This is a genomic window from Pseudonocardia acidicola, from assembly GCF_012911935.1.
GTDB lineage: Bacteria > Actinomycetota > Actinomycetes > Mycobacteriales > Pseudonocardiaceae > Pseudonocardia > Pseudonocardia acidicola.
This window is the reverse complement of sequence record NZ_JAAXLA010000035.1, coordinates 23,037-46,111: the sequence shown is the minus strand read 5'-3', so window position 1 is coordinate 46,111 and position 23,075 is coordinate 23,037. Positions and strand designations below refer to the sequence as shown.

The 23,075-nt window shown below is 71.8% G+C and carries 24 protein-coding genes; 12 read left to right on the top strand and 12 right to left on the bottom strand.

The annotated features are described in order from the left end of the window. Positions 1 to 8: 8 nt before the first annotated feature. Positions 9 to 1,247, top strand: coding sequence for a cysteine--1-D-myo-inosityl 2-amino-2-deoxy-alpha-D-glucopyranoside ligase (gene mshC, locus HF526_RS18980; protein WP_169382862.1), 1,239 nt, complete (start codon positions 9 to 11; stop codon positions 1,245 to 1,247). A 102-nt stretch (positions 1,248 to 1,349) separates the two neighbouring features. Here mshC and HF526_RS18975 read toward each other — a convergent pair whose 3' ends face one another. Continuing rightward, positions 1,350 to 1,493: a hypothetical protein gene (locus tag HF526_RS18975; protein WP_169382861.1), complete on the bottom strand. Its 144-nt coding sequence runs from the start codon at positions 1,491 to 1,493 to the stop codon at positions 1,350 to 1,352. A gap of 35 nt (positions 1,494 to 1,528) precedes the next feature. On the opposite strand from HF526_RS18975, the gene HF526_RS18970 reads away from it, so the two are divergent. After that, the gene (locus HF526_RS18970) at positions 1,529 to 1,891 is read left to right on the top strand and encodes a DUF2237 family protein (RefSeq protein WP_169382860.1); all 363 of its coding nucleotides are present in this window, start codon (positions 1,529 to 1,531) and stop codon (positions 1,889 to 1,891) included. A 234-nt stretch (positions 1,892 to 2,125) separates the two neighbouring features. Next, complete coding sequence (locus tag HF526_RS18965; protein WP_169382859.1) at positions 2,126 to 2,515, top strand: cupredoxin domain-containing protein; 390 nt, start codon at positions 2,126 to 2,128, stop codon at positions 2,513 to 2,515. 9 nt (positions 2,516 to 2,524) lie between these two features. Here the strand turns inward: HF526_RS18965 and HF526_RS18960 are convergent, their stop codons facing one another. From HF526_RS18960 to HF526_RS18930, 7 genes are all read right to left on the bottom strand, one after another. Then, positions 2,525 to 2,821 carry a hypothetical protein gene (locus HF526_RS18960; RefSeq protein WP_169382858.1) on the bottom strand — a complete coding sequence of 99 codons (297 nt, stop codon included), beginning with the start codon at positions 2,819 to 2,821 and terminating at the stop codon, positions 2,525 to 2,527. 13 nt (positions 2,822 to 2,834) lie between these two features. Continuing rightward, a complete protein-coding gene (locus HF526_RS18955; protein ID WP_169382857.1) occupies positions 2,835 to 3,233 on the bottom strand; it encodes a hypothetical protein in 399 nt (132 codons plus the stop codon). Beyond that, on the bottom strand, positions 3,230 to 4,207 hold the full coding sequence (locus tag HF526_RS18950; protein ID WP_338051582.1) for a metallophosphoesterase family protein: 978 nt from the start codon (positions 4,205 to 4,207) through the stop codon (positions 3,230 to 3,232). Before HF526_RS18950 ends, HF526_RS18955 begins: the two co-directional genes overlap by 4 nt. Then, entirely contained in the window at positions 4,204 to 4,656 is a 453-nt protein-coding gene (locus HF526_RS18945) for a plastocyanin/azurin family copper-binding protein (RefSeq protein WP_211177460.1), read from the bottom strand. The genes HF526_RS18950 and HF526_RS18945 overlap by 4 nt, the downstream gene beginning before the upstream one ends. A 67-nt stretch (positions 4,657 to 4,723) precedes the next feature. After that, positions 4,724 to 5,434: a Rieske 2Fe-2S domain-containing protein gene (locus HF526_RS18940; RefSeq protein WP_169382856.1), complete on the bottom strand. Its 711-nt coding sequence runs from the start codon at positions 5,432 to 5,434 to the stop codon at positions 4,724 to 4,726. After that, positions 5,431 to 5,934 carry an RNA polymerase sigma factor gene (locus HF526_RS18935; protein ID WP_338051581.1) on the bottom strand — a complete coding sequence of 168 codons (504 nt, stop codon included), beginning with the start codon at positions 5,932 to 5,934 and terminating at the stop codon, positions 5,431 to 5,433. Before HF526_RS18935 ends, HF526_RS18940 begins: the two co-directional genes overlap by 4 nt. A 289-nt stretch (positions 5,935 to 6,223) precedes the next feature. Beyond that, complete coding sequence (locus tag HF526_RS18930) at positions 6,224 to 7,117, bottom strand: PAC2 family protein (protein ID WP_169382854.1); 894 nt, start codon at positions 7,115 to 7,117, stop codon at positions 6,224 to 6,226. Between the two features lie 69 nt (positions 7,118 to 7,186). Here HF526_RS18930 and metH point away from each other — a divergent pair, with 69 nt between their 5' ends. The 4 genes from metH to hisG all read left to right on the top strand — a co-directional run bounded on the left by metH (position 7,187) and on the right by hisG (position 12,903). After that, positions 7,187 to 10,759, top strand: coding sequence for a methionine synthase (metH, locus tag HF526_RS18925; RefSeq protein WP_420821639.1), 3,573 nt, complete (start codon positions 7,187 to 7,189; stop codon positions 10,757 to 10,759). 127 nt (positions 10,760 to 10,886) lie between these two features. Next, positions 10,887 to 11,540: an HAD family hydrolase gene (locus HF526_RS18920; RefSeq protein ID WP_239028864.1), complete on the top strand. Its 654-nt coding sequence runs from the start codon at positions 10,887 to 10,889 to the stop codon at positions 11,538 to 11,540. A gap of 178 nt (positions 11,541 to 11,718) precedes the next feature. Further along, positions 11,719 to 11,982, top strand: a complete 264-nt coding sequence (locus HF526_RS18915) for a phosphoribosyl-ATP diphosphatase (RefSeq protein WP_169382852.1) — start codon at positions 11,719 to 11,721, stop codon at positions 11,980 to 11,982. A gap of 36 nt (positions 11,983 to 12,018) precedes the next feature. Next, on the top strand, positions 12,019 to 12,903 hold the full coding sequence (gene hisG, locus HF526_RS18910; protein WP_169382851.1) for an ATP phosphoribosyltransferase: 885 nt from the start codon (positions 12,019 to 12,021) through the stop codon (positions 12,901 to 12,903). A 70-nt stretch (positions 12,904 to 12,973) separates the two neighbouring features. On the opposite strand, the gene HF526_RS18905 is transcribed toward hisG, so the two are convergent. After that, positions 12,974 to 13,792, bottom strand: a complete 819-nt coding sequence (locus HF526_RS18905) for an acyl-CoA thioesterase domain-containing protein (protein ID WP_169382850.1) — start codon at positions 13,790 to 13,792, stop codon at positions 12,974 to 12,976. A 21-nt stretch (positions 13,793 to 13,813) separates the two neighbouring features. Further along, entirely contained in the window at positions 13,814 to 14,755 is a 942-nt protein-coding gene (locus tag HF526_RS18900) for a PD-(D/E)XK nuclease family protein (protein ID WP_169382849.1), read from the bottom strand. A gap of 107 nt (positions 14,756 to 14,862) precedes the next feature. Here HF526_RS18900 and HF526_RS18895 point away from each other — a divergent pair, with 107 nt between their 5' ends. Then, positions 14,863 to 15,735 (top strand): tRNA (adenine-N1)-methyltransferase, encoded by an 873-nt coding sequence (locus HF526_RS18895; RefSeq protein WP_420821638.1) that lies wholly within the window; start codon positions 14,863 to 14,865, stop codon positions 15,733 to 15,735. Between the two features lie 161 nt (positions 15,736 to 15,896). Continuing rightward, entirely contained in the window at positions 15,897 to 17,714 is a 1,818-nt protein-coding gene (gene arc / locus HF526_RS18890) for a proteasome ATPase (protein ID WP_169382847.1), read from the top strand. A 175-nt stretch (positions 17,715 to 17,889) separates the two neighbouring features. On the opposite strand, the gene HF526_RS18885 is transcribed toward arc, so the two are convergent. Further along, the gene (locus HF526_RS18885; RefSeq protein WP_169382846.1) at positions 17,890 to 18,453 is read right to left on the bottom strand and encodes a YceI family protein; all 564 of its coding nucleotides are present in this window, start codon (positions 18,451 to 18,453) and stop codon (positions 17,890 to 17,892) included. A 93-nt stretch (positions 18,454 to 18,546) separates the two neighbouring features. Between HF526_RS18885 and HF526_RS18880 the strand changes: the two genes are divergently transcribed. Together HF526_RS18880 and lpdA are read left to right on the top strand one after the other, a co-directional pair. Beyond that, positions 18,547 to 19,068, top strand: coding sequence for a MarR family transcriptional regulator (locus HF526_RS18880; protein WP_169382845.1), 522 nt, complete (start codon positions 18,547 to 18,549; stop codon positions 19,066 to 19,068). A 167-nt stretch (positions 19,069 to 19,235) separates the two neighbouring features. Then, entirely contained in the window at positions 19,236 to 20,645 is a 1,410-nt protein-coding gene (lpdA, locus tag HF526_RS18875; RefSeq protein ID WP_169382844.1) for a dihydrolipoyl dehydrogenase, read from the top strand. A 244-nt stretch (positions 20,646 to 20,889) separates the two neighbouring features. On the opposite strand, the gene HF526_RS18870 is transcribed toward lpdA, so the two are convergent. Then, positions 20,890 to 21,447 carry an NUDIX domain-containing protein gene (locus HF526_RS18870; protein WP_338051579.1) on the bottom strand — a complete coding sequence of 186 codons (558 nt, stop codon included), beginning with the start codon at positions 21,445 to 21,447 and terminating at the stop codon, positions 20,890 to 20,892. 107 nt (positions 21,448 to 21,554) lie between these two features. Between HF526_RS18870 and dop the strand changes: the two genes are divergently transcribed. Next, a complete protein-coding gene (gene dop / locus HF526_RS18865) occupies positions 21,555 to 23,054 on the top strand; it encodes a depupylase/deamidase Dop (RefSeq protein ID WP_169382883.1) in 1,500 nt (499 codons plus the stop codon). The last annotated feature ends 21 nt before the right edge of the window (positions 23,055 to 23,075 follow it).

Here is a 23,075-nt window from a genome sequence, read left to right as displayed (position 1 = left end):
TGTCCATCATGCAATCCTGGGCTCCGGTCGACGTTCCCCGGCTCGAGGGCAGTGGCCCGCCGCTGCGCCTGCACGACACCGCCACCGGCCGGATCCGGCCGACGGCGCCGGGCCCGACGGCGTCGATGTACGTCTGCGGGATCACCCCCTACGACGCGACGCACCTCGGCCACGCCGCCACCTACCTGGCCTTCGACCTGGTGAACCGGGTGTGGCGGGATCTGGGCCATGACGTGCACTACGTGCAGAACGTCACCGACATCGACGACCCGCTGCTGGAGCGCGCCGCCCGCGACCAGGACGACTGGATCGTTCTCGGGATGCGCGAGACCGCGCTGTTCCGCGAGGACATGGAGGCGCTGCGGGTGCTCCCGCCGCGGCACTTCATCGGCGCGGTCGAGGCGATGGGGGAGATCGCCGAACTGGTCGGCAAGCTGCTCGCGTCCGGTGCGGCCTATCGCGTCGACGACCCCGAGTACCCCGACGTGTACTTCGACAGCGCGGTCACCGGGCACTTCGGCTACGAGTCCCACTACGACGAGCCGACCATGATCCAGTTGTCCCGCGAGCGCGGCGGCGACCCGGACCGCCCCGGCAAGCGGCACCCGGCCGACGCGCTGCTGTGGCGGATGGCCCGTCCGGGCGAGCCCTCCTGGGAGTCGGACCTGGGCACCGGACGCCCGGGCTGGCACGTCGAGTGTGCGGCGATCGCGCTGAACCGGCTGGGTACCCAGATCGACCTCAACGGCGGCGGCTCGGATCTGATCTTCCCGCACCACGAGTTCGGGGCCGCGCACGCCGAGGCGTTCACCGGGGTGCACCCGTTCGCCCGGCACTACGCGCACACCGGGATGATCGGCCTGGACGGCGAGAAGATGTCGAAGTCACGGGGCAACCTGGTCTTCGTGTCCAAGCTGCGCGCCGAGGGTGTCGACCCCAACGCGATCCGGCTGGCCCTGCTGTCCGGGCACTACCGCAGCGACCGCCCGTGGACTCCCGAGCTGCTGGCCACGGCGGAGGCCCGGCTGGTGCGCTGGCGGGAGGCCACCGCGCTGGACGCCGGCCCGGACGCCACCGGACTCGTCGCCGCGTTGCGCACCCACCTCGCCGACGACCTCGACACCCCGCGCGCGCTCGCCGCGGTGGACGCCTGGGCCGACGAGGCCCTGACCCGCCACGGTCGCGACGCCACCGCGCCGGCCCTGGCCCGCACCGCCGTCGACGCCCTTCTCGGCGTCGCGCTCTGAGGTCTCCCGCCCCGCGGTCGACAGCCTCGGTGCCGTTCCGAGTCGCCGTTCCGAGTCGATCAGAACGGAACCGAGGCTGCGTTGTGGAGCGGGGTCTGCGGGTCAGTCCGGCGGTTCCGGGGTGCCCGCCTGCTCGATGACGTCCTCGTCGTCGGGCACCTTGCGCTCGGCCTCGCCGGGGATCTCGATATCGGGGGCCTGCACGTCGTCGGGCAGGCGGGAATCGGTGTCGATCGGTTCCGTCATACCCCCCGCCTACCCGTTTCTGGTTGCATGAGCACATGGCGCGCAATGTGCTGGGCGGGGAGCTCGAGATCTGCGGGACGGACCCGATGACCGGGTTCTACCGCACCGGTTGCTGCGACACCGGGGGCGAGGACTCGGGCGTGCACACCGTCTGCGCACAGGTGACTGCGGAGTTCCTGGAGTTCAGCGCCGAGCGCGGCAACGACCTGTCCACCCCGCGGCCGGAGTACGGCTTCGTGGGATTGCGGCCCGGCGACCGCTGGTGCCTGTGCGCCGACCGCTGGGTGGAGGCGCACCAGGCCGGGATGGCGCCGCCGGTGGTGCTGGCCGCGACGCACGCCCGCACCCTGGAGTGGATCGACCTCGCCGACCTGCGCAAACACGCCGCCGTCGACTAGCCCGCGCCGGACCGCTCCGCCGGCGACCGGTCACGGTTCGGGAGACCCGCCCCGGCGGGCCGGGACCATCGGCCCTACGTCCGGGCCGAGCGGCTCCCGACGATGGCATGGCCTCTGCGAAGAGGGGGGAGGTGATCCCCGACGGCCCGCCGGGTCGCAGGCCGTCCGTCCTGCGCGGTCGCCCGTCACGACCCGTTCGCCGCCGCGGGGATCTGTCACGACAGGAAGACAGCCATGAAGCCGATCACCCGCACCTGTCTCGGCACTCTGACGACGGCGGTCGCGCTGGCCGCGGTGACCGCCTGCGGCGCCCAGCCGGCCGCCCCCGCCGCGGCACCGCCCGTGCACCAGGCGCAGGCGCCGGCGGCCGTGCAGCCGGTCGCGGACGCCGCCGTGACGATCGCGAACTACGCGTTCTCCCCGGCGGCCCTCACCGTCCCGGTCGGGACCACGGTGACCTGGACGAACACCGACTCCGTCCCGCACGACGTCTCCGGTGGACCGCTGCACTCGCCCATCCTGAACCAGGGCCAGTCCTGGAGCTACACGTTCTCCACGGCCGGGACGTACAGCTACATCTGCTCGATCCACCCGTACATGAACGGATCGGTGACGGTCACCTGACAGCCGGCGTCAGGCCGCCGGCCGCGGCGAGGCGTTGAAGGCGAGGGTGGCGCAGGCGTGGCTCAGGGAGCGGTCGAGCTCCCCGGCGTGCTGCTCCGCCTGTTGCAGGTGTGCGCCGACCGTGGCCCAGGCGGCGAGCTGCCACCGGGCGCGGGCGGCCAGTTCCCCGATCAGCCCCGCGATGACGGCGAGGTCGGACATCGCGACGACCAGCTGGTCCGTGCCGAGACCCTGCGGCGGGTAGGCACTGGTGGCGGCGACGGCGTCGATCGCGTGGGCGATGTCGTTCAGCGGGCGCGGATCCATCGATCCCACCTCTCTAGCGGCTCAGGGATGGAGCAGGCCTGCTGGTCCGGCTCAGTAGCGGGGCGCCGAGCAGAGCCAGGACGGCGATCTCGGCGAGGACGCTGATCAGGGCGTAGGGCGCGGGCTGCGGCCCGTGTTCGACGAACCCGAACACCCCGACGGTGCGCGACAGGACGAAACCCGCCAACGCGCCGGCGGCGAGCGCGGCTGCGGCCAGCCGCAGCACCGCCGCGGAGGTGAACAGCAGCAGCACCGCCACCGCCGGCGCCGCGCTGGCCTGGAGGAGGAACGCCGGGCCGACCCCGGGGATGGTCCGGTAGCCCTGCAGGTACAGCTGGGCGTGGATGACACCGCTGACGGCCAGCAGGCAGGCCGCGCCGGTGCGCATCAGGTGGGCGGCGACCGGGTTCATGCCAGGCTCCGATCACGGATCGCCAGCGCGTGGCGGCCCTGCTGGTAGGTGACGTCGCGGATGCCGAGTGCGGAGCCCAGCTGCCCGGCGGGCAACGTGACCGGGACCGGGCCCGGACCCTGCCCGGGGCGGGGCAGCGGGTAGGCGGTGGTGGTGGCGCTGTAGAAGGTGACGTTGCCCTCGGTCTTGGTGAACAGCTGGTGGACGTGGCCGTTGAGGCAGGTCACCGAGGAGAACCGGCGCAGGTAGCTCAGCGCCTGGACGGCGTCGTCGGTGCCCCAGCCCCACGCCGGGTACATCGCGAACAGGGGGATGTGGCTGAACACCACGATGGGGGTGTCACCGGACAGCCCGGCGACGTCCTTGCGGACGAAGTCGAGCTGGTCCGTCCCGAGATGGCCCAGCTTCTCCAGGGCCAGGGTGTTGACCAGGGCGATGACGTGCACGCCCTTGACATCGAAGCTGTACCAACCGTCCCCGCGGGTGCCGGCGCCGAACACGGCCCGGTACTTCTCCCCGTGGTCGTCGACCGAGTCGTGCTCGCCGGGCACGGTGAACACCTGCCCGGTGCGCAGCCCGGACAGCATCTGCCGGACCTGGTCGAACTGGGGCGGCGTGGACAGGTGGGTCAGGTCCCCGGTGTGCATGGCGAAATCCGGCCGGAACCCCAACCCGTTGACCTGGCCGATGGCGCGTTCGAACGACCCGGTCACGTCCGTGTTCGGGGGGCCGGAGAACCCCAGGTGGCTGTCGCTGAGCTGGACGAACCGCAGCGCGTTGGGGTCGTCGGCCGCGGCCGAGGCCGGGGTGCCCCCGATGTGGCTGATCACCTCGCCACCGGCGACGGTGAGCGCCACCGCGGCGCCGAACCACGCCGTGTGCCGCAGCAGTTGGCGCCGGCTCATGCCTGTCGGCGGGACGCCCTCGCCGGCCCGCGGCTCCGGCCCGCCCGGCCGCTCCTCCGGGGCGCTCACGGGGTCACCACCACGGTGGCCGTCATGAACGGGTGGATGCTGCACAGGTAGTCGACGCGGCCCGGCGTGGTGAAGGTGTAGCCGAACGACTCGCCGGTGTTCAGCGTGGGGGAGTGGAACGACCCGGCCGTGGCCGTGACCGTGTGCGCATCCTGGTCGCGGTTGGTCCAGGTGACGGTGGTGCCGGTCTTGACAGTCACGGTCGCCGGGGAGAACGCGAAGTTCTGGATCGTCACCGCGTCGGTGGCCACCGGGGCGTCCTGGCCCGGCGCCGCGGCCGAGCCACCCGCCGGGGGCGTCGCCATGCCGGGCATCGGCTGGGCGGTCGCCCCCGGTGCCGGTGTGGCCGGCCCGCTTGCGGGCGCGGTGGCCGGGCTGCCGCAGCCGGCGAGCATCGTGATCCCCGCCGCCACCACGGATATCACCGACGTGGTCCTGAGCTGGTGCATCGTGGTCGGTCCTTCTCCGCCGGTGGGCCCGCGGGATGCGGGCCTCATCGACAGATAGGAACCGGGGTTACGCGACCGGGCCCGGCGGGGCGTAGACCTGGACCTCGCCGTTCAGCTCGCGGACCTCGAGCTGCGGCAGCGGCGGAGGTGCCATGGGCAGCTGATGCCGTACCAGCTGCCCGTCGATCGCGAAGGCCGTGCTGTGGCACGGGCAGTCCAGCTGCCGGGCCGCCGCTTCCAGGGCCAGCCGGCAACCCTGATGCGTGCACACCCCAGACACCGCCCGCAGCCGGCCGCCGGTGCGGGACACGAACCCGATCACCGTGCCCAGATCGAAGCCTTGCACCCCGCCCTCGGCGAGATCCGCGCTGGCGCTCACCGTGCGCCACCGACCGGTGTTCGGGGTGAGGGTCTGGTCCCCGCCGGCCGCACTCGGGGCCGGGCCCCGCCCGGTGACCGTGTGGTCCACCACGGCGCCGGCGGCCGCCGCGGCCGCCGCGATCGAGGTGGCCTGCACCAGGCGTCGCCGGGTGCTGTCCACCGCCGGTCGGGGCCGGGGCAGCGGCCGGTCGGTCTCCCCGGACGCCGGCATCGCGGCCAGCCGCCGGTGCAGGTCGCCGACGAACTCCTCGCGCGGCGCCGCGGCGCCCGGCCGTGCGGCCCGGAGCATGATCGCCGCGCGCAGCTCGGCGACGTCGGCATCGCCGGCATGGAACGGCCGCGGCCGTCGACCCCGGAGCAGATCTGCGACGAACCGGCGCGCGCCCCGTCCACTCACCTGTCCACCTCCATCAGCTGCGCGGCCCGACGCAACGCCCGATGCTGCAGCACCTTCGCGTAGGTGACGGTCACGCCGAGTGCGGCCGCGGCCTCGCGGATCGAGCACGATTCCAGGAACCGCAACTGCAGGATGCGCCGGTAGCGCTCAGGAAGCTCGGCCAGGATCAGCGCAGCCTGTCCCGGCGCGCCCGAGGGGGCCGAGGCCTCGGTCTCGGTCGGCACCGGTTCGTCGTTCTCGGCGAGGGTGGTGATCTCCCGGCCCAGCGTGTTCCGCCAGTAGCCGGCCAGCACCGTCCGCGCGGTCGCCAACAGGTAGGCCCGCACCTCGGGCGCGCTGGCCGAGACCCGGAGCGGCCGCAGCGCGGCCAGGAACACCTCGGCGGTCAGGTCCTCCGCGTCCGGCCGGTTACCGACCTTGCAGAACATCAACCGGTACACCCGATCGACGTTGTCCCGGTACACCGCCTCCCAGTCGGGGTAGGACTCGTGACCGACCACACGCAACTGTGGCGCGTCGGCGGCCCGCTCACCATCGCCCCGGTGGCCACCGAGGCGCGCCTGAACGGCAGCTGCCCGATCACGTCCGGTCCGCCCCATGACCTGGGCCACCCCCTGCCGCGAGCCCCGAGCCCGCTGACAGGGATAGGCGCCCGGGTTACACATCGCGGTGCGGCACGGGGTGGGCGGCCACCCCGTCGCACGACGGGAAGGCCGTCGCCGAAGGGCCGGGAGGGGCCCGGCGGGGAGCCCCGCTGCGCGGCGCAGGCCCCATCGGCGGAGCGGCGGCTCAGCCGCCCGAGCCCCCCGAGCCGCGGCGGCGCAGGTACCGCTCGAAGTCGGCGGCGATCGCGTCACCGCTGGCCTCGGGCATGTTCCCGGCGTCGACGGCGTCCTCTTCGGCCTGCTGCTCGAGCTGGCGCACGTACTCGCGCACCTCGTCGTCGGCCTCGGCCATCTCGCTGACCGTGCGCTCCCACTCCTCGGCCTGCTCGGGCAGCCCACCCAGCGGCACCTCGACGTCGAGGGCCTCCTCGATGCGGTGCAGCAGCGCCACCGCCGCCTTGGGCACCCGGGCCTGCGAGACGTAGTGCGGCACCGCCGCCCAGAACGACATGGCGGGGATCCCGGCCTGCACGGCGGCGTCCTGGAGCACCCCGACAATGCCGGTGGGGCCCTGGTAGCTCGACGGCTCGACGCGCATCTGGCCGGCCGAGGAGGTGTCGTAGGAGATCCCGCTGACCGGCGTCGGCCGGGTGTGCGGGGTGTCGGTGAGCAGCGCCCCGAGGGTGATGACCTCGGTCACGCCCAGCCGCTCGGCGTAGCCCAGCAACTCGGCGCAGAACGCGCGCCAGCGCAGGTTCGGCTCGATGCCGTTGACGAGCACGACGTGTCGTTCGGTACCAGGCAACTTGGCGACCGACAGCCGCGTGGTCTGCCATTCGATCCGCCGGGTCACCCCGTCGGACAGTCGCACGTGCGGGCGGTTGACCTGGAAGTCGTAGTACTCCTCCGGATCCAGCGAGGCCAGCGGCGTAGCGTCCCAGCTCAGCTCGAGATGTTCGAGCGCAGTGGTGGCCGCTTCGCCGGCGTCGTTCCACCCCTCGAAGGCGGCGATCATCACCGGGTCGACGAGGGCCGGCAGATCAGGACCCGCCCCGGGTCGCGGCTCGCGATCGGTCATCGCTCAAGCCTACGGCCGGCCGGCCCATCGCGAGGGTCCTGGTCCCGGGCGACGTCTACCCTTGTCGCCGTGCCAGCCGAGATACCGCCCCGATTCGACACCACCCTGCTCGACACGCTCGCCGGGCGTGTCGTCGTCGCGGACGGCGCGATGGGCACGATGCTGCAGGCCGTCGACCTCTCGCTCGACGACTTCGCCGGGCTCGAGGGCTGCAACGAGATCCTCAACGACACCCGGCCGGACGTGGTCCGGCACATCCACCGGGCCTATTTCGAGGCCGGTGCGGACGCCGTCGAGACGAACACCTTCGGGGCCAATCTGCCCAACCTCGCCGAGTACGACATCCCGGAGCGGATCCGCGAGCTCGCCGAGAAGGGCGCGCGGCTGGCCCGTGAGGTCGCCGACGACCTCGCGACCGCCGACCGCCCCCGCTACGTGCTCGGCTCCGTCGGGCCCGGCACGAAGCTGCCGACCCTGGGCCACGAGACGTTCGCCCGGCTGCGGGACGCCTACACCGAATGCGGCCGCGGTCTGCTCGCCGGCGGCGCCGACGCGTTCGTCGTCGAGACCTGCCAGGACCTGCTGCAGGTCAAGGCCGCGGTGCTGGGGATGCAGCGGGCGATGGCGCTGGAGGGCCGGCGGATCCCGCTGATCACCCAGGTGACGGTCGAGACCACCGGCACGATGTTGCTGGGCAGCGAGATCGGAGCTGCGCTGACGGCGCTGGAGCCGCTGGGCATCGACCTGATCGGGTTGAACTGCGCGACCGGCCCGGCCGAGATGAGCGAGCACCTGCGCACGCTGTCCAAGCAGGCCCGGATCCCGCTGTCGGTGATGCCCAACGCCGGCCTGCCGCAGCTGGGCCCGAACGGCGCGCAGTACCCGCTGACCCCCGAGGAGCTGGCGCAGGCGCTGGCCTCGTTCGTCCGGGAGTACGGGCTGCGGCTGGTCGGCGGCTGCTGCGGGACGACCCCGGCGCACGTGCGCGCCGTCGCCGAGGCCATTCCGCAGGTCACCCCGGCCGAACGGCACCCGCGCCCGGAGCCGGGCGTCAGCTCGCTGTACGCGGCGGTGCCGTTCCGCCAGGACACCTCCGTGCTGATGGTCGGCGAGCGGACCAACGCGAACGGTTCCAAGGCCTTCCGCGAGGCCATGCTCGCCGAGCGCTGGGAGGACTGTGTCGGGATCGCCCGCGAACAGACCCGCGACGGCGCGCACCTGATCGACCTGTGCGTCGACTACGTGGGCCGCGACGGTGCTGCCGACATGGCCGAACTGGCCGGCCGGCTGGCCACCGCGTCGACGCTGCCGGTGATGCTCGACTCCACCGAGCCCGAGGTGCTGCGCGCCGGGCTGGAGCGCCTGGGCGGGCGCTGCATCGTCAACTCGGTGAACTACGAGGACGGCGACGGCCCCGGCTCGCGCTTCCAGCGCACGATGGAACTCGTCCGCGAGCACGGTTGCGCCGTCGTCGCGCTGTGCATCGACGAGGAGGGCCAGGCGCGCACCGCGGAGTGGAAGGTCCGGGTGGCCGACCGGCTGATCCGGGACCTGACCACCAACCACGGCATGCGGGTCTCCGACATCGTCGTGGACACCCTCACCTTCCCGATCACCACCGGGCAGGAGGAGGTCCGCCGCGACGCGCTGGAGACCATCGGGGCGATCCGCGAGCTCAAGCGCCGCCACCCGGAGGTGCAGACCACGCTCGGGGTCTCCAACGTCTCCTTCGGGCTCAACGCCGCCGCCCGCCAGGTGCTGAACTCGGTGTTCCTGCACGAGTGCGTCAACGCCGGGCTGGACACCGCGATCGTGAGCGCGGCGAAGATCCTGCCGATGGCGAAGATCCCGGACGAGCAGCGGTCGGTGGCGCTGGACCTGGTCTACGACCGGCGCCGTGAGGGCTACGACCCACTGAACCGGTTCATGGAGCTCTTCGAGGGCGTCACGGCGTCCTCGGCGAAGGCGGGCCGGGCCGAGGAACTGGCCGCGCTGCCGCTGTTCGAGCGCCTGGAGCGGCGCATCGTCGACGGCGAGCGCCCCGGCCTGGAGGCCGACCTCGACGCCGCGCTCGAGGAGCGGCCCGCCCTGGAGATCATCAACGACACGCTGCTGGCCGGCATGAAGACCGTCGGCGAGCTGTTCGGGTCGGGGCAGATGCAGCTGCCGTTCGTGCTGCAGAGCGCCGAGGTGATGAAGACCGCGGTGGCGCATCTCGAGCCGCACATGGAGAAGACCGACTCCGACGGCAAGGGCACGATCGTGCTGGCCACGGTCAAGGGCGACGTGCACGACATCGGCAAGAACCTCGTCGACATCATCCTGACCAACAACGGCTACACCGTGGTCAACCTGGGCATCAAGCAGCCCATCTCGACGATCCTGTCGGCCGCCGAGGAGCACAAGGCCGACGCCGTCGGGATGTCCGGGCTGCTGGTCAAGTCCACGGTGATCATGAAGGAGAACCTCCAGGAGATGAACTCCCGGGGGGTCGCGGGCAGGCTTCCGGTGCTGCTCGGCGGGGCCGCGCTGACCCGCTCCTACGTGGAGAACGACCTGGCCGAGATCTACGAGGGCCGGGTCTCCTACGCCCGCGACGCGTTCGAGGGCCTGCGGCTGATGGACGCCACGATGGCCCGCGTCCGCGGTGACGCACCGGCCGTCGACGCCGAGGAGGAGGCCAAGCGGGCCGAGCGCAAGGCCCGCCACGAGCGCTCGCAGCGGGTCGCGGCCAAGCGCAGGGCGGCCGAGGCCGAGGTTGCGGGCCCGATCCCCGCGCGTTCCGACGTGACGCTGGACAACCCACTGCCCACCCCGCCGTTCTGGGGCACCCGGGTGGTCAAGGGCATCTCGCTGGCCGACTACTCGCACATGATCGACGAGCGCGCGCTGTTCCTCGGGCAGTGGGGTCTGCGCGGCGCCCGCGGCGGCTCCGGCCCGTCGTACGAGGAGCTGGTGGAGTCCGAGGGCCGGCCGCGGCTGCGGTACTGGCTCGAGCGGCTCTCCACCGAGGGCGTGCTCGCGCACGCGGCGGTGGTCTACGGCTACTTCCCGGCGGTGTCGGAGGGCGACTCGCTCGTCGTGCTCGAAGAGGCCCACGCGGACGCCGCCGACCGGTTCCGCTTCGAGTTCCCGCGCCAGCGCCGCGACCGGCACCTGTGCCTGGCCGACTTCTGGCGCCCGCGCGAGATCGCGGCCCACGCCGGCGAGGTCGACGTCCTGCCGCTGCACCTGGTGACCATGGGCCGGCCGATCGCCGACTACGCCAACGAGCTGTTCGCCAAGGACGCCTACCGGGACTACCTCGAGGTGCACGGGCTGGGCGTGCAGCTCACCGAGGCGCTCGCCGAGTACTGGCACCGGCGCATCCGCGAGGAGCTGACCTGGAGCTCCGGCGGGAGCGTCGCCGGGGAGGACCCCGACGACGTCGAGGAGTTCTTCAAGCTCGGCTACCGCGGCGCCCGCTACTCCCTCGGCTACGGCGCCTGCCCGAACCTCGAGGACCGCGCCAAGATCGTCGAGCTGCTGCAGCCAGGCCGGATCGGCGTCGAGCTGTCCGAGGAGCTGCAACTGCACCCCGAGCAATCCACTGACGCCCTGGTCGCCCACCACCCGGAGGCGAAGTACTTCAATGCCGGCTGACGCCGAGCCCGCCGCCCGCCACCCGCTCCCGCGTTCCCACGAACCGCACTCCCGTTCACACCTGGTGAACGAACGTGCCGTTCGTGAGGACGGGACGGGCAGGGGGCCCGTGGCGGTGCTCTGGGACATGGACGGCACGCTGGTCGACTCGGAGAAGGTGTGGGACCGCTCGCTGTCCGAGACGGCCCGGTGGCTGGGCGGTGAGCTCAGCGCCGCGGCCCGGGCCGAGACCATCGGCGGGAACATGGCGCGCAGCCTGGAGATCCTGTTCCGCGACGTCGGGGTGACGCCGACCCCGGGGCTGGCCCGCGAGGCGCGGGCCTGGCTGGTGGCCCGCACCGCCGAGCTGTTCGCCGAGGGGTTGCCGTGGCGCCCGGGCGCGGAGGAGGCGCTGCTGACCGTGCGGGAGGCGGGCTGGGCCACCGCGCTGGTCACCAACACCGGCCGCGAGCTCACCGAGATGGCGCTGGAGTGGATCGGCCGCGAACACTTCGCCACCACGGTGTGCGGTGACGAGGTCGCCCGCGGCAAGCCCGCGCCGGACCCGTACCTGCGGGCCGCCGAGTTGCTCGGGGTGCCGATGGGGGAGTGCGTCGCCGTCGAGGACTCGCCGACCGGGGCGCTGGCCGCCGAGCGGGCCGGCGCGGTCGTGCTGGTGGTGCCGTGCGAGGTGCCGGTGCCGGTCGGGCCGGGCCGGGTGCACCGCGAATCCCTGGTCGGGCTCCGCCCCACCGACGTCGTCGAGGCATATACCCGTGTCAGGTCCGACTACGCGCCGTGAGACCGTTGGGCCCGGCCCCGGGTCCGTTCGTCGGCATGCCGACCGGCCCGGGCCGCGCTCCGACCGGCGGGTTCACCGCCATCCGGCGCAGCCCGTGGCCCGTCAGCAGCACCACAGCTCTGCCGGATCGTGGGCGTGTCCGCGGCCTATGACACTGAGGTGGAAGGGAGATACTCGGGTGAAGACCTTCGACGGGCTGTTCGCCGAACTCACCGAGAAAGCGGCCAGCAGGCCGGCCGGATCGGGGACGGTGGCCGCGCTCGATGCCGGGGTCCACGCGCAGGGCAAGAAGCTGCTCGAGGAGGCCGGCGAGGTCTGGCTGGCCGCCGAGCACGAGGCCGACGCCGCTCTGGCCGAGGAGATCTCACAGCTCCTCTACCGGGTGCAGGTGATCATGCTCGGCCGTGGCCTGACGCTCGAAGACGTCTACAAGTTCCTGTAAACACACCGCGAACATCTGCATTACCGAGGAGAACTCATGCTCCGCGTCGCCCTCCCGAACAAGGGCACCCTCGCCGAGCCCGCAGCGACGATGATGCGGGAGGCGGGCTACCGGCAGCGCTCCGACTCCCGCGACCTCAGCATGATCGACGAGGAGAACGGCATCGAGTTCTTCTACCTGCGGCCGAAGGACATCGCGACCTACGTCGGCTCGGGCGACCTGCACCTGGGCGTGACCGGGCACGACCTCATGGAGGAGTCCGGCAGCCAGGTCCACGACGTCCTCCAACTCGGGTTCGGCGCGTCGAAGTTCCGCTTCGCCGCCCCCGAGGGCAGGGACTGGAAGCTCGAGGACCTCGACGGCAAGACGATCGCCACGTCCTACCCGCGGCTGGTCCGCTCGCACCTGAGCGGCAAGCGGATCGGCGCGAAGATCATCAAGCTGGACGGCGCGGTGGAGATCTCGGTGCAGCTCGGGCTGGCCGACGCGATCGCCGACGTCGTGTCCTCCGGCCGCACGCTGCGCCAGCACGGCCTCAAGGTGATCGGCGACCCGATCGCCGAGTCGCAGGCCACCCTGATCGAGCGCGAGCCGCGTCCCGACCGGGTGGACTCCGAGGAGATCAAGAAGGCCAAGACCATCTTCACCGAGCGGCTGCGCGGTGTCGTCTACGCCCGGCAGTACCTGATGCTGGACTACGACTGCCCCAAGTCGGTGCTCGACGACGCCAAGAAGATCACCCCGGGTCTGCAGGCCCCGACGATCTCGCCGCTGTCCGACGACAACTGGGTGGCGGTCCGGTCGATGGTCAAGCGCACCTGCGCGAACAGCGTGATGGACAAGCTGGCCGCGATCGGCGCCCGCGCGATCCTGACCTCGGAGATCCGCTCCTGCCGCGCCGTCGACGGCCGCAACGGCTGACCCGCCCCGCCCCCGGCCTCGTCGTCCACCGGTCCGGCGGACGACGAGGTCGCTGCGTGTGAGGCCCTGGTCAGCGCCGGCGGACCGTCAGGTTCTGCGCGGCCTGGCCGGTGTGGCCGTGCTCGTCGAACAACAGCGCCGACACCGTGCCCAGCCCGCTCGGACCGACCACGGTCGCCGCGTCCAGGCCGATCCACTCGCCGACCGGCGGCCGGTGCAGGTGCAGCGTCAGCTCGGTGTTGACGAACAGCCACTCGCGGATGTCGAGCCGGGCCGCCGCCCCGTTGGCCGAGTCGGCCACCACCGCGAGCCGCTGCAGCGGGCTCGGCTTCTCCCCGTCCACCAGCGGCACCCGCTGCCGCGCCCACGCCGTGCCCGGCCCCGGCTCGGCCAGCCAGCCGCGCAGCCAGCGCCACTCCAGGGTGTCCATGAAGCCGGGCAACCAGCCGTCCGGGCGCGCCGGGCGGGGCGTGCCCTCCGAGGGCGGCGGCAGCGGCGCGGCCTCGCCGACCGCGGCGGTCGCGGTGTCGGTGGCGGCCAGTCGCCACGCCCGGGCACGCAGCACGGCCCGGCCACCGGCGGTCATCTCGGCGCCGAGCATCTCGATGGTGCGGCCCGACCGCTCGACACCCGCCTGCACCTCGATCTCGCCGGCCGGGACCGGGCCGAGGACCTCCACGGTGATCCGGGACAGCTGCAGCTGCGGTCCGTCCGGCCGGCTCGGTGCGCACCGCTCCAAGGCCCGGACCAGCAACGCCGACGGCGGGCCGACGTGCTGCGCGTCGGCGAACCAGGGGCCGGTGGTGGAGAAGGTGGCGTGGAAGCGCCCGGTCCCGGAGCCGCCGCAGGCGTCGCCGAGGGGCAGGTAGTACGGCTCGAGCTCACTCACCGCCCGATCATGCCCCGCGGGTCACTCGGCGCGGTCGACCAGGGCCGCGAACGCGCCGGATCCGGCCACCGGTCCGTCGCCCGTCGCCACGGCGAGGCCGGCGGCGGGCATGTCGATGGGCTCGGGCCACCCGGGGTAGTCCGGCGGGGTCCCCTCCCAGGCCGGGCAGATGGGGCGGTGGCTGCACCACTCGCACAGCTTGCCCGGGTTGGGCCGGAAGTCGCCGGTGTGGCCGGCCAGCAGGATCGCCTGCCAGATCGCGTCGAGGGTGCGTTCGAAGCGGCGTAGCTCCGCCTCGTCGGGTTCGTAGGTGAGCGCCTCGGAGTCGGCCAGGTACATCAGGCGCAGCTGGGTGGGCACGACGCCGCGCAGGTGCAGCAGCACCAGCGCGTAGAACTTCATCTGGAACAGCGCCCGGGCCTCGGCCACCTCCCGGGGCGCGGCGCCGGTCTTGTAGTCGACCACCCGGATCTCCCCGGTCGGCGCGACGTCGATCCGGTCCACGTAGCCGCGCAGCAGCAGGCCCGACGCCAGCTCGGTCTCCACCAGCAGCTCGCGGGCCTCCGGTTCGAGCCGGCGCGGGTCCTCGAGCCGGAAATAGGAGTCCAGCAGCCCGCCCGCCGACTCCAGCCAGACCGGCAGCTCCGGGTCGTCCGGGCCGTCGAACAGCTCGGCGACCAGTTCCGGGGCCTGCGCCACCAGCTCGCTCCAGACCGGCCTCACGAGTGCCCTGGCGGCCGCGGGCAGCCGTTCGGCTGCGCGAAGCTCGTAGAGCCGCTCCAGGACCGCGTGGACCACCGTTCCGCGGACCTGGGCCCGGCTCGGCCGCTCCGGAAGCCGGTCGATGGCCCGGAACCGGTACAACAGCGGGCACTGCTTGAAGTCACCGGCCCGGGACGGCGACAGCGCCGGACGGCGCCGGGGGTGCCCGTCCGGCTCGGTGGTCCCGGCGATCTCGGTCACGGCGCCCACGGTAGGTGATGCCACCGACGATCCCGTCCGGGTGCAGCCGGCCCGGTCACGTCCCCGGCCGGCAGCCGCCGCGAGCACACCGGATAACGTGCCGCTCCGTGCCCGACACCCCTCCCGGCAACGCCGACCACGCCACGGACGTGACCACCCCCCGTGGCGGCCCGTTCCGTCCCGGCGACCGGGTGCAGCTGACCGACCCCAAGGGGCGCAAGTACACGCTCACGCTGGAGCCCGGCGGCCAGTACCACACCCACCGCGGCGGGCTGGCGCACGACGACCTGATCGGCAAGCCCGAGGGCAGCGTGATCACTTCGCCGGTCGGCACCCCGTACCTCGCACTGCGCCCGCTGCTGGCCGACTACGTGCTGTCGATGCCGCGCGGCGCGCAGGTGATCTACCCCAAGGACGCCGCGCAGATCCTCATGTGGGGCGACGTGTTCCCGGGAGCGCGGGTCCTGGAGGCGGGTGCCGGATCGGGCGCGCTGACCTGCTCGCTGCTGCAGGCCGTGGGGCCCGAGGGCAGCGTGATCTCCTACGAGATCCGCGAGGACCACGCCGAGCACGCCGATCGCAACGTGCGCCGGTTCTTCGGTGATGTGCCACCCAACTGGAGCTTGCGCATCGGTGATCTCAACACCCACGTCGGCGAGGTCGACCGGGTCGTCCTGGACATGCTGGCGCCGTGGGACGTGCTGGAGACGGTCGCGAAGGCGCTGATCCCGGGCGGCGTGCTCGTGGGTTACGTGGCGACCACCACGCAGCTGTCCCGGTTGATGGAGGCGCTGCGCGAACAGCAGTGCTGGACCGAGCCGCAGGCGTGGGAATCCCTGGTCAGGCCGTGGCACGTGGTCGGGCTGGCCGTCCGTCCGGAACACCGCATGATAGGTCACACCGCGTTCCTGGTGACCGCGCGCAGGCTCGCCGAGGGCGTCGTTCCGCCGCGACCGCAGCGCAGACCGACCAGTCGGTGACGGCAACCGGCCGAATCCGGGTGGCGGCCTGGTTACGGATTGCAGACAGGGGTAAGGCGTCAAGGTGCCGTCCGGCTGAGTGATGGATCACCGATTCGCCGCACCACCGCCGGTGGCGTTCGCAGGTACCGTATGGAAACGGAACACGGAGGGAGGATGCCGTGAACCCCTACGACGACGGTCCCGGCAGGCGTGACCCAGGTGAACACGGGGATCTCAGCCCAGCAGAGGCGACCGCTCAGATTCGCTTCCTCGAAGAAGAGGTCGCTCTGCTCCGGCGAAAGCTCACCGAGTCGCCCCGGCACGCACGTATTCTGGAGCAGCGGCTCGCCGAGTCGGCCAGCCGACTGTCCCAACTCAGTGCACGCAACGAGAAGCTGACCGAGACGCTGAAGGAAGCGCGCAGTCAGCTCATCGCCCTGCGCGAAGAGGTCGATCGACTCGCCCAGCCACCGAGCGGCTATGGCGTGTTCCTGGCCCGCTACCCCGACGAGACGGTGGACGTGTTCACGTCCGGCCGCCGGATGCGGGTTGCTGTCTCCCCGGCGGTGCAGACCGAGGATCTGCGCAGCGGGCAGACCGTGCGCCTCAACGAGGCGCTCACGGTCGTCGAGGCCGGCGACTACGAGCGCATCGGTGAGGTCTGCGGTCTGCGCGAGGTGCTCTCCGACCCCACCGCCGACGGTCTGGCCGGGCGGGCCCTCGTGGTCGGCCACGCCGATGAGGAGCGGGTGGTGTGGCTCGCCGCCCCGCTGATCCCCGGCCCGGACAACCCCGACGCGGTGCCGCTCAAGCCCGGCGACTCGCTGCTGGTGGACACCAAGGCCGGCTACGCCTACGAGCGCGTTCCGAAGGCCGAGGTCGAGGACCTCGTGCTGGAGGAGGTCCCCGACGTCGCCTACGAGGACATCGGCGGTCTGTTCCGCCAGATCGAGCAGATCCGCGACGCGGTCGAGCTCCCGTTCCTGCACGCGGAGCTCTTCCGCGAGTACGAGCTGCGCCCGCCCAAGGGCGTGCTGCTCTACGGCCCGCCCGGCTGCGGCAAGACGCTCATCGCCAAGGCGGTGGCGAACTCGCTGGCCAAGAAGGTGGCCGCGGTCCGCGGCGACGACCCGAACGAGGCCCGCTCGTTCTTCCTGAACATCAAGGGCCCCGAGCTGCTCAACAAGTTCGTCGGTGAGACCGAGCGGCACATCCGGCTGATCTTCCAGCGGGCGCGCGAGAAGGCCAGCGAGGGCACGCCGGTCATCGTGTTCTTCGACGAGATGGACTCGATCTTCCGGACCCGCGGGTCCGGGGTGTCCTCCGATGTCGAGACGACGATCGTGCCGCAGTTGCTGTCGGAGATCGACGGGGTCGAGGGTCTCGAGAACGTCATCGTCATCGGCGCCTCGAACCGCGAGGACATGATCGACCCCGCGATCCTGCGGCCCGGCCGGCTGGACGTGAAGATCAAGATCGAGCGGCCGGACGCCGAGGCGGCACAGGACATCTTCTCGAAGTACCTGACCGAGACGCTGCCGATCCACACCGACGATCTCGCCGAGTTCGCCGGCAACCGCAAGGCCTGCGTCGACGCGATGATCCAGCAGGTCGTCGAGCGGATGTACGCCGAGACCGAGGAGAACCGGTTCCTGGAGGTCACCTACGCCAACGGTGACAAGGAGACCTTGTACTTCAAGGACTTCAACTCCGGCGCCATGATCCAGAACATCGTCGACCGGTCGAAGAAGGCGGCGATCAAGTCGGTGCTCGAGACCGGCCAGCCCGGCCTGCGCGTGCAGCACCTGCTCGACGCGATCGTCGACGAGTTCGCCGAGAACGAGGACCTGCCCAACACGACCAACCCCGACGACTGGGCGCGGATCTCGGGCAAGAAGGGGGAGCGGATCGTCTACATCCGCACCCTGGTCACCGGCAAGAACGCCGAGTCCGGGCGGGCGATCGACACCGCCTCGAACACCGGCCAGTACCTGTAGCCACCGCATCACCCCGAAGGGGCCGACCGGACGATCCGGTCGGCCCCTTCGGCATCTACGCAGCCGCGTTGGGAGGCACGTAGGACCGGCGCGGGCCGCAGACAGCGACGGCGGTGCCGGGAGGACCGCGGTGACCGCGGACCCCGGCACCGCCGGAGCGCTGGGAGGGAAGAGATCAGGCCTGGCGCAGAACGCCCTGGATCTCGAGGGTGATCTGCACCTTCTCGCTGACGACCACGCCGCCGCCGTCGAGCGGCATCGCGATGTCGACGCCGAAGTCGTTGCGGTTGATGGTGGTGGTGGCGGTGAAGCCGGCGCGGGTGCCGCCCCAGGCGTCCGGGCCGAAGCCGTTGACCTCCAGGTTCAGCCTCACCGGCTTGGTGACGCCCTTGATGGTGAGTTCGCCGTCGAGCACGAAGTCCTCGCCGTCGGCGCGGATGCCGGTGGAGCGGAAGGTCCACTCCGGGTGGTTCTCCACGTCGAAGAAGTCGGCGGACTTGATGTGCCCGTCGCGCTGCTCGTTGTTCGTGTCGATCGAGGTGGCGTCGATGGTCGCGGTCACCGTGGAGTCGGCAAAGTTCTCACCGGTGACGATCTCACCGGTGAAGGAACCGAACCGGCCGCGTACCTTGCTCACCATCATGTGGCGAACAGTGAACGAGACATCGGAGTGAACCGCGTCGATGTCCCAGGTCCCGGCGACGTACCCGGGGATCTGCGTGCTGGCTGCTGCGGTCATCGTGATCCTGTCTCCCATGTAGTTGAGCGCTCATCTGTTGAGTGCGACAGTAGTGGGTAACGTGTTGAGAGCTCAATCATTCCGGGAGGTGACGTGAACCACACACGATGGCTGGACGACGACGAGCAGCGCACCTGGCGGGCCTTCCTGTCGGCCAATCGCCTGGTGTTCGACCGCATCGAACGCCAACTCCAGCAGGACGCGGGCATCCCGCTCGCGTACTACGAGATCCTGGTCCGGCTGTCCGAGGCGCCCGACCGGACACTGCGGATGAGCAAGTTGGCCAGCTCGTCGCTGTCCTCGCGCAGCCGACTCTCCCATGCCGTGGCCCGGCTGGAGGAGGCGGGCTGGGTGGTACGCCGGGCCTGCCCCACCGACCGCCGCGGCGCGTTCGCCGAGCTCACCCCGGCGGGCCTGGCGGCCCTCGAGGCCGCCGCTGCGGGGCACGTCGAGAACGTCCGGTCCACGCTGTTCGACAAGCTCACCCCGGAGCAGCAGGCGGCGCTGCAGGACATCGCGCAAACCCTCGTCGCCGGCCTCTCCGACGAGCCGGTGTGGCCGGTGGCGGGCGACGAGCCGGTGGCCGGCGAGGAGCGGCCTGCCGCGTCCGGGTAGCCACCACCGGGCCGACCCGGAAGCGCAGCGGCTCCCGCGCCGGGACCGCGCCGCGGGCCCGATGACGGCGTGATGTCCGCCTCATTCGGTTCCCTCCGCACGTCGCGGTCTGTGCCGCTGCGCACGGTCGTCCGGACGTCCTTCCCCGGAGATCTAGGCTGAGGCGCATGCCCACTCATTTCGACGTCGTTGTCCTCGGAGCCGGTCCCGGTGGGTACGTCGCGGCGATCCGCGCGGCCCAGCTCGGCCGGAAGGTCGCCGTGGTGGAGGAGAAGTACTGGGGCGGCGTATGCCTGAACGTCGGGTGCATCCCGTCGAAGGCTCTCCTGCGCAACGCGGAGCTCGCACACATCGTCACCAAGGAGGCCAGGACCTTCGGCATCTCCGGTGAGGTGTCGTTCGACTTCGGTGCCGCCTTCGACCGCAGCCGCTCGGTGGCCGACGGCCGCGTCAAGGGCGTGCACTTCCTGATGAAGAAGAACAAGATCACCGAGTTCGACGGCCGCGGCTCGTTCGTGGACGCGAACACGATCGAGGTGGCGCTGGGCGCAGGCGGCACCGAGACCCTGACCTTCGACGACGTCATCATCGCGACCGGCGCGACCACCAAGCTGCTGCCCGGCACCTCGCTGTCCGAGCGCGTGGTGACCTACGAGGAGCAGATCCTCACCAAGGAGCTCCCCGGCAGCGTCGTCATCGCCGGCGCCGGCGCGATCGGCGTCGAGTTCGCCTACGTGCTGAGCAACTACGGCGTGCAGGTCACCATCGTCGAGTTCCTCGACCGGATGCTGCCGCTCGAGGACGCCGACGTCTCCAAGGAACTGGCCAAGCGCTACAAGAAGTACGGCATCGACGTCCTGACCTCGACCAAGGTGGAGGCCATCGACGACTCGGGTGATGTCGTGACGGTGACCGTGTCCGGCAAGAACGGCGAGTCCCGCGAGCTGAAGGCCGACAAGGTCATCCAGGCGATCGGGTTCCAGCCCCGGGTCGAGGGCTACGGGCTGGAGAACACCGGCGTGAAGCTCACCGACCGCGGCGCGATCGCCGTCGACGACCGGATGCGGACCAACGTGCCGCACATCTACGCGATCGGTGACGTCACGGCCAAGCTCATGCTGGCCCATGTCGGCGAGGCACAGGGCGTCGTCGCGGCGGAGACGATCGCCGGGGCGCAGACCCAGGAACTCGACTACACGATGATGCCGCGTGCCACGTTCTGTCAGCCGCAGGTGGCGAGCTTCGGCTGGACCGAGCAGCAGGCCCGGGAGCTGGCCGACGAGAAGGGCTGGAAGGTCAGGGTCGCCACCTTCCCCTTCACGGCCAACGGCAAGGCCCAGGGCCTCGGCGAGCCGGCCGGCTTCGTCAAGCTGATCAGCGACGAGACCTACGGCGAGCTGCTCGGCGGGCACCTGATCGGGGCCGAGGTCACCGAGCTGCTGCCCGAGCTCACCCTGGCCCAGAAGTGGGACCTGACGGCCACCGAGCTGGCCCGCAACGTGCACGCGCACCCGACGCTGAGCGAGGCGCTGCAGGAGGCCATCCACGGCCTCGCCGGCCACATGATCAACTTCTGAGTCCGGGCGGAGTTCCGCCCGCCCCTGTCATGGCGCGCCCCTGCCCGCACGCTGGATCGATCGGCGATGCGGGCCGGGGGTGACCATGTACGTGCGGATCTCCGAGGGCGGGTTCGACCGCGCCGACCTGGCGCAGGCCGAGCCACTGCCGACCCTCAGCGAGAAGGCCCTGCGGACGGCCCTGGAGGCGCTCCCGGGTCCGCTCCACCACTTCGTCTCACCGACCACGACGTGCTGTGGACCATCACGCTGTGGCCGCCGGCTGCCCGCCGCGCTCGGCGAACCAGCGCTCGATGAGCAGCCGCCCGTCGGGCACGAAGGGCCAGTCGGGGTCGGCGAGCCGGGCGCGCAGCTCGCCGAGGCCCATCCAGCCGCCACACACGATCTCCGACGGCTGGTGCACCACCGGCCCGTCCCAGCGCGCCTCGAAGGCGAACAGGTGACAGCGCGGCCCACCCGGGACCTGCGCCGCCTCGTCCCAGTCGAGCGCGAACAGCGGCTGCAGCGGGACGCGGGACACGCCGAGCTCCTCGGCCAGCTCCCGCGCCGCCGTCCGCTCGGGCGTCTCACCGGGGCCGACGACCCCGCCCGCCCAGCAGTCGTGCAGGCCCGCCATCACGAGCTTCTCCGGCGAACGCCGGTGCACGTAGACCCGCTTCCCGTCGCCGCTGCGCAGCAGCACACCGGCACTGCCGTGCCACAGCGACCGGGCGTAGACCTCCCCGCGGGCCGCGACGCCGGTGACGGCGCCGGCGGCGTCGTAGACCGCCACGAGTTCGTCCGAGGGAGATCGAGCCTGCACATTCAGGATCATCCCACCGGTCGGCCGGGGGCCTGCGACGGATGTGGCAGCTAGGCTCGCCCCATGCGCTCTCCCGTTGAGGTCCGGCCTTGACCGCCCGCCGGATCATGGGCACCGAGGTCGAATACGGGATCTCCGTCCCGGGCGACCCGACGGCCAACCCAGTCATCACCTCCACCCAGGTCGTGCTCGCCTACGCCGCGGCCGCCGAGATCCCCCGTTCCCGGCGCGCCCGCTGGGACTACGAGGTCGAGTCGCCGCTGCGCGACGCCCGCGGCTTCGACCTGTCCGCACCGACGCTGTCCACGCCGGGCGACTCCGAGCTCGACGACCTGGGCGCGGCCAACGTCATCCTCACCAACGGCGCCCGGCTCTACGTCGACCACGCGCACCCGGAGTTCTCCACCCCCGAGGTCACCACGCCGCGCGACGTCGTGATCTGGGACAAGGCGGGGGAGCGGGTCATGGAGGAGGCCGCGATGCGCGCGGCCACCGTGCCCGCCGCGCCGCGGATCCAGCTCTACAAGAACAACGTCGACGGCAAGGGCGCCAGCTACGGCTCCCACGAGAACTACCTGATGGCCCGGTCGACGACGTTCCCGTCGATCGTCAGCGGGCTCACCGCGTTCTTCGCGTCCCGGCAGGTCGTGACCGGCGCCGGCCGGGTGGGCATCGGCCCGTCGGGCGACGAGGCCGGCTACCAGCTGTCGCAGCGCGCCGACTACATCGAGGTCGAGGTCGGCCTGGAGACCACGCTCAAGCGGGGCATCATCAACACCCGCGACGAGCCGCACGCCGACGCCGACAAGTACCGCCGGCTGCACGTGATCATCGGCGACGCGAACATGTCGGAGTACGCCACGCTGCTCAAGGTGGGCACCGCGGCGCTGGTCCTCGACATGATCGAGAACGGGGTCCGGTTCGACGAGCTGCGCATCGCCGAGCCCGTCCGTGCGGTGCACGCGATCAGCCACGACCCGTCGCTGAAGACCACCGTCGAGCTGACCGACGGCCGCAAGTTCACCGGCCTGGACATCCAGCGGGCCTACTTCGACAAGGCGCTCAAACACGTCGAGAACACCCAGGGCGGCGACGTCGACGAGGCCACCGCCGAGGTCCTGCAGCTGTGGGGCGAGATCCTCGACGACCTCGCGCGCGACCCGATGAGCACCGCGGACCGGCTGGACTGGCCGGCCAAGCTGCGGCTGCTCGAGGGCTACCGCGAGCGCGACGGGCTGGCCTGGAACTCCGGGCGGCTGCAGCTCGTCGACCTGCAGTACACCGACGTGCGGCTGGCCAAGGGGCTGTACAACCGGCTCGTCGCCCGCGGCTCGATGAAGCGGCTGGTCACCGAGGACCAGGTGACCGAGGCGATGCACAGCCCGCCGGAGGACACCCGCGCCTACTTCCGCGGCCGCTGCCTGGAGCGCTACCCGTCCGAGGTGGCCGCGGCGTCCTGGGACTCGGTGATCTTCGATCTCGGCCGCGAGTCGCTGGTCCGGATCCCCACCCTGGAACCACTGCGCGGCACCCGCCGTCACGTCGGCGAACTGCTGGAGAGCTCCCGCACCGCCGAGGAGCTCGTCGAGGCCCTCACCAAGGGCTGAACGGGCCGCGACGGGCGACGC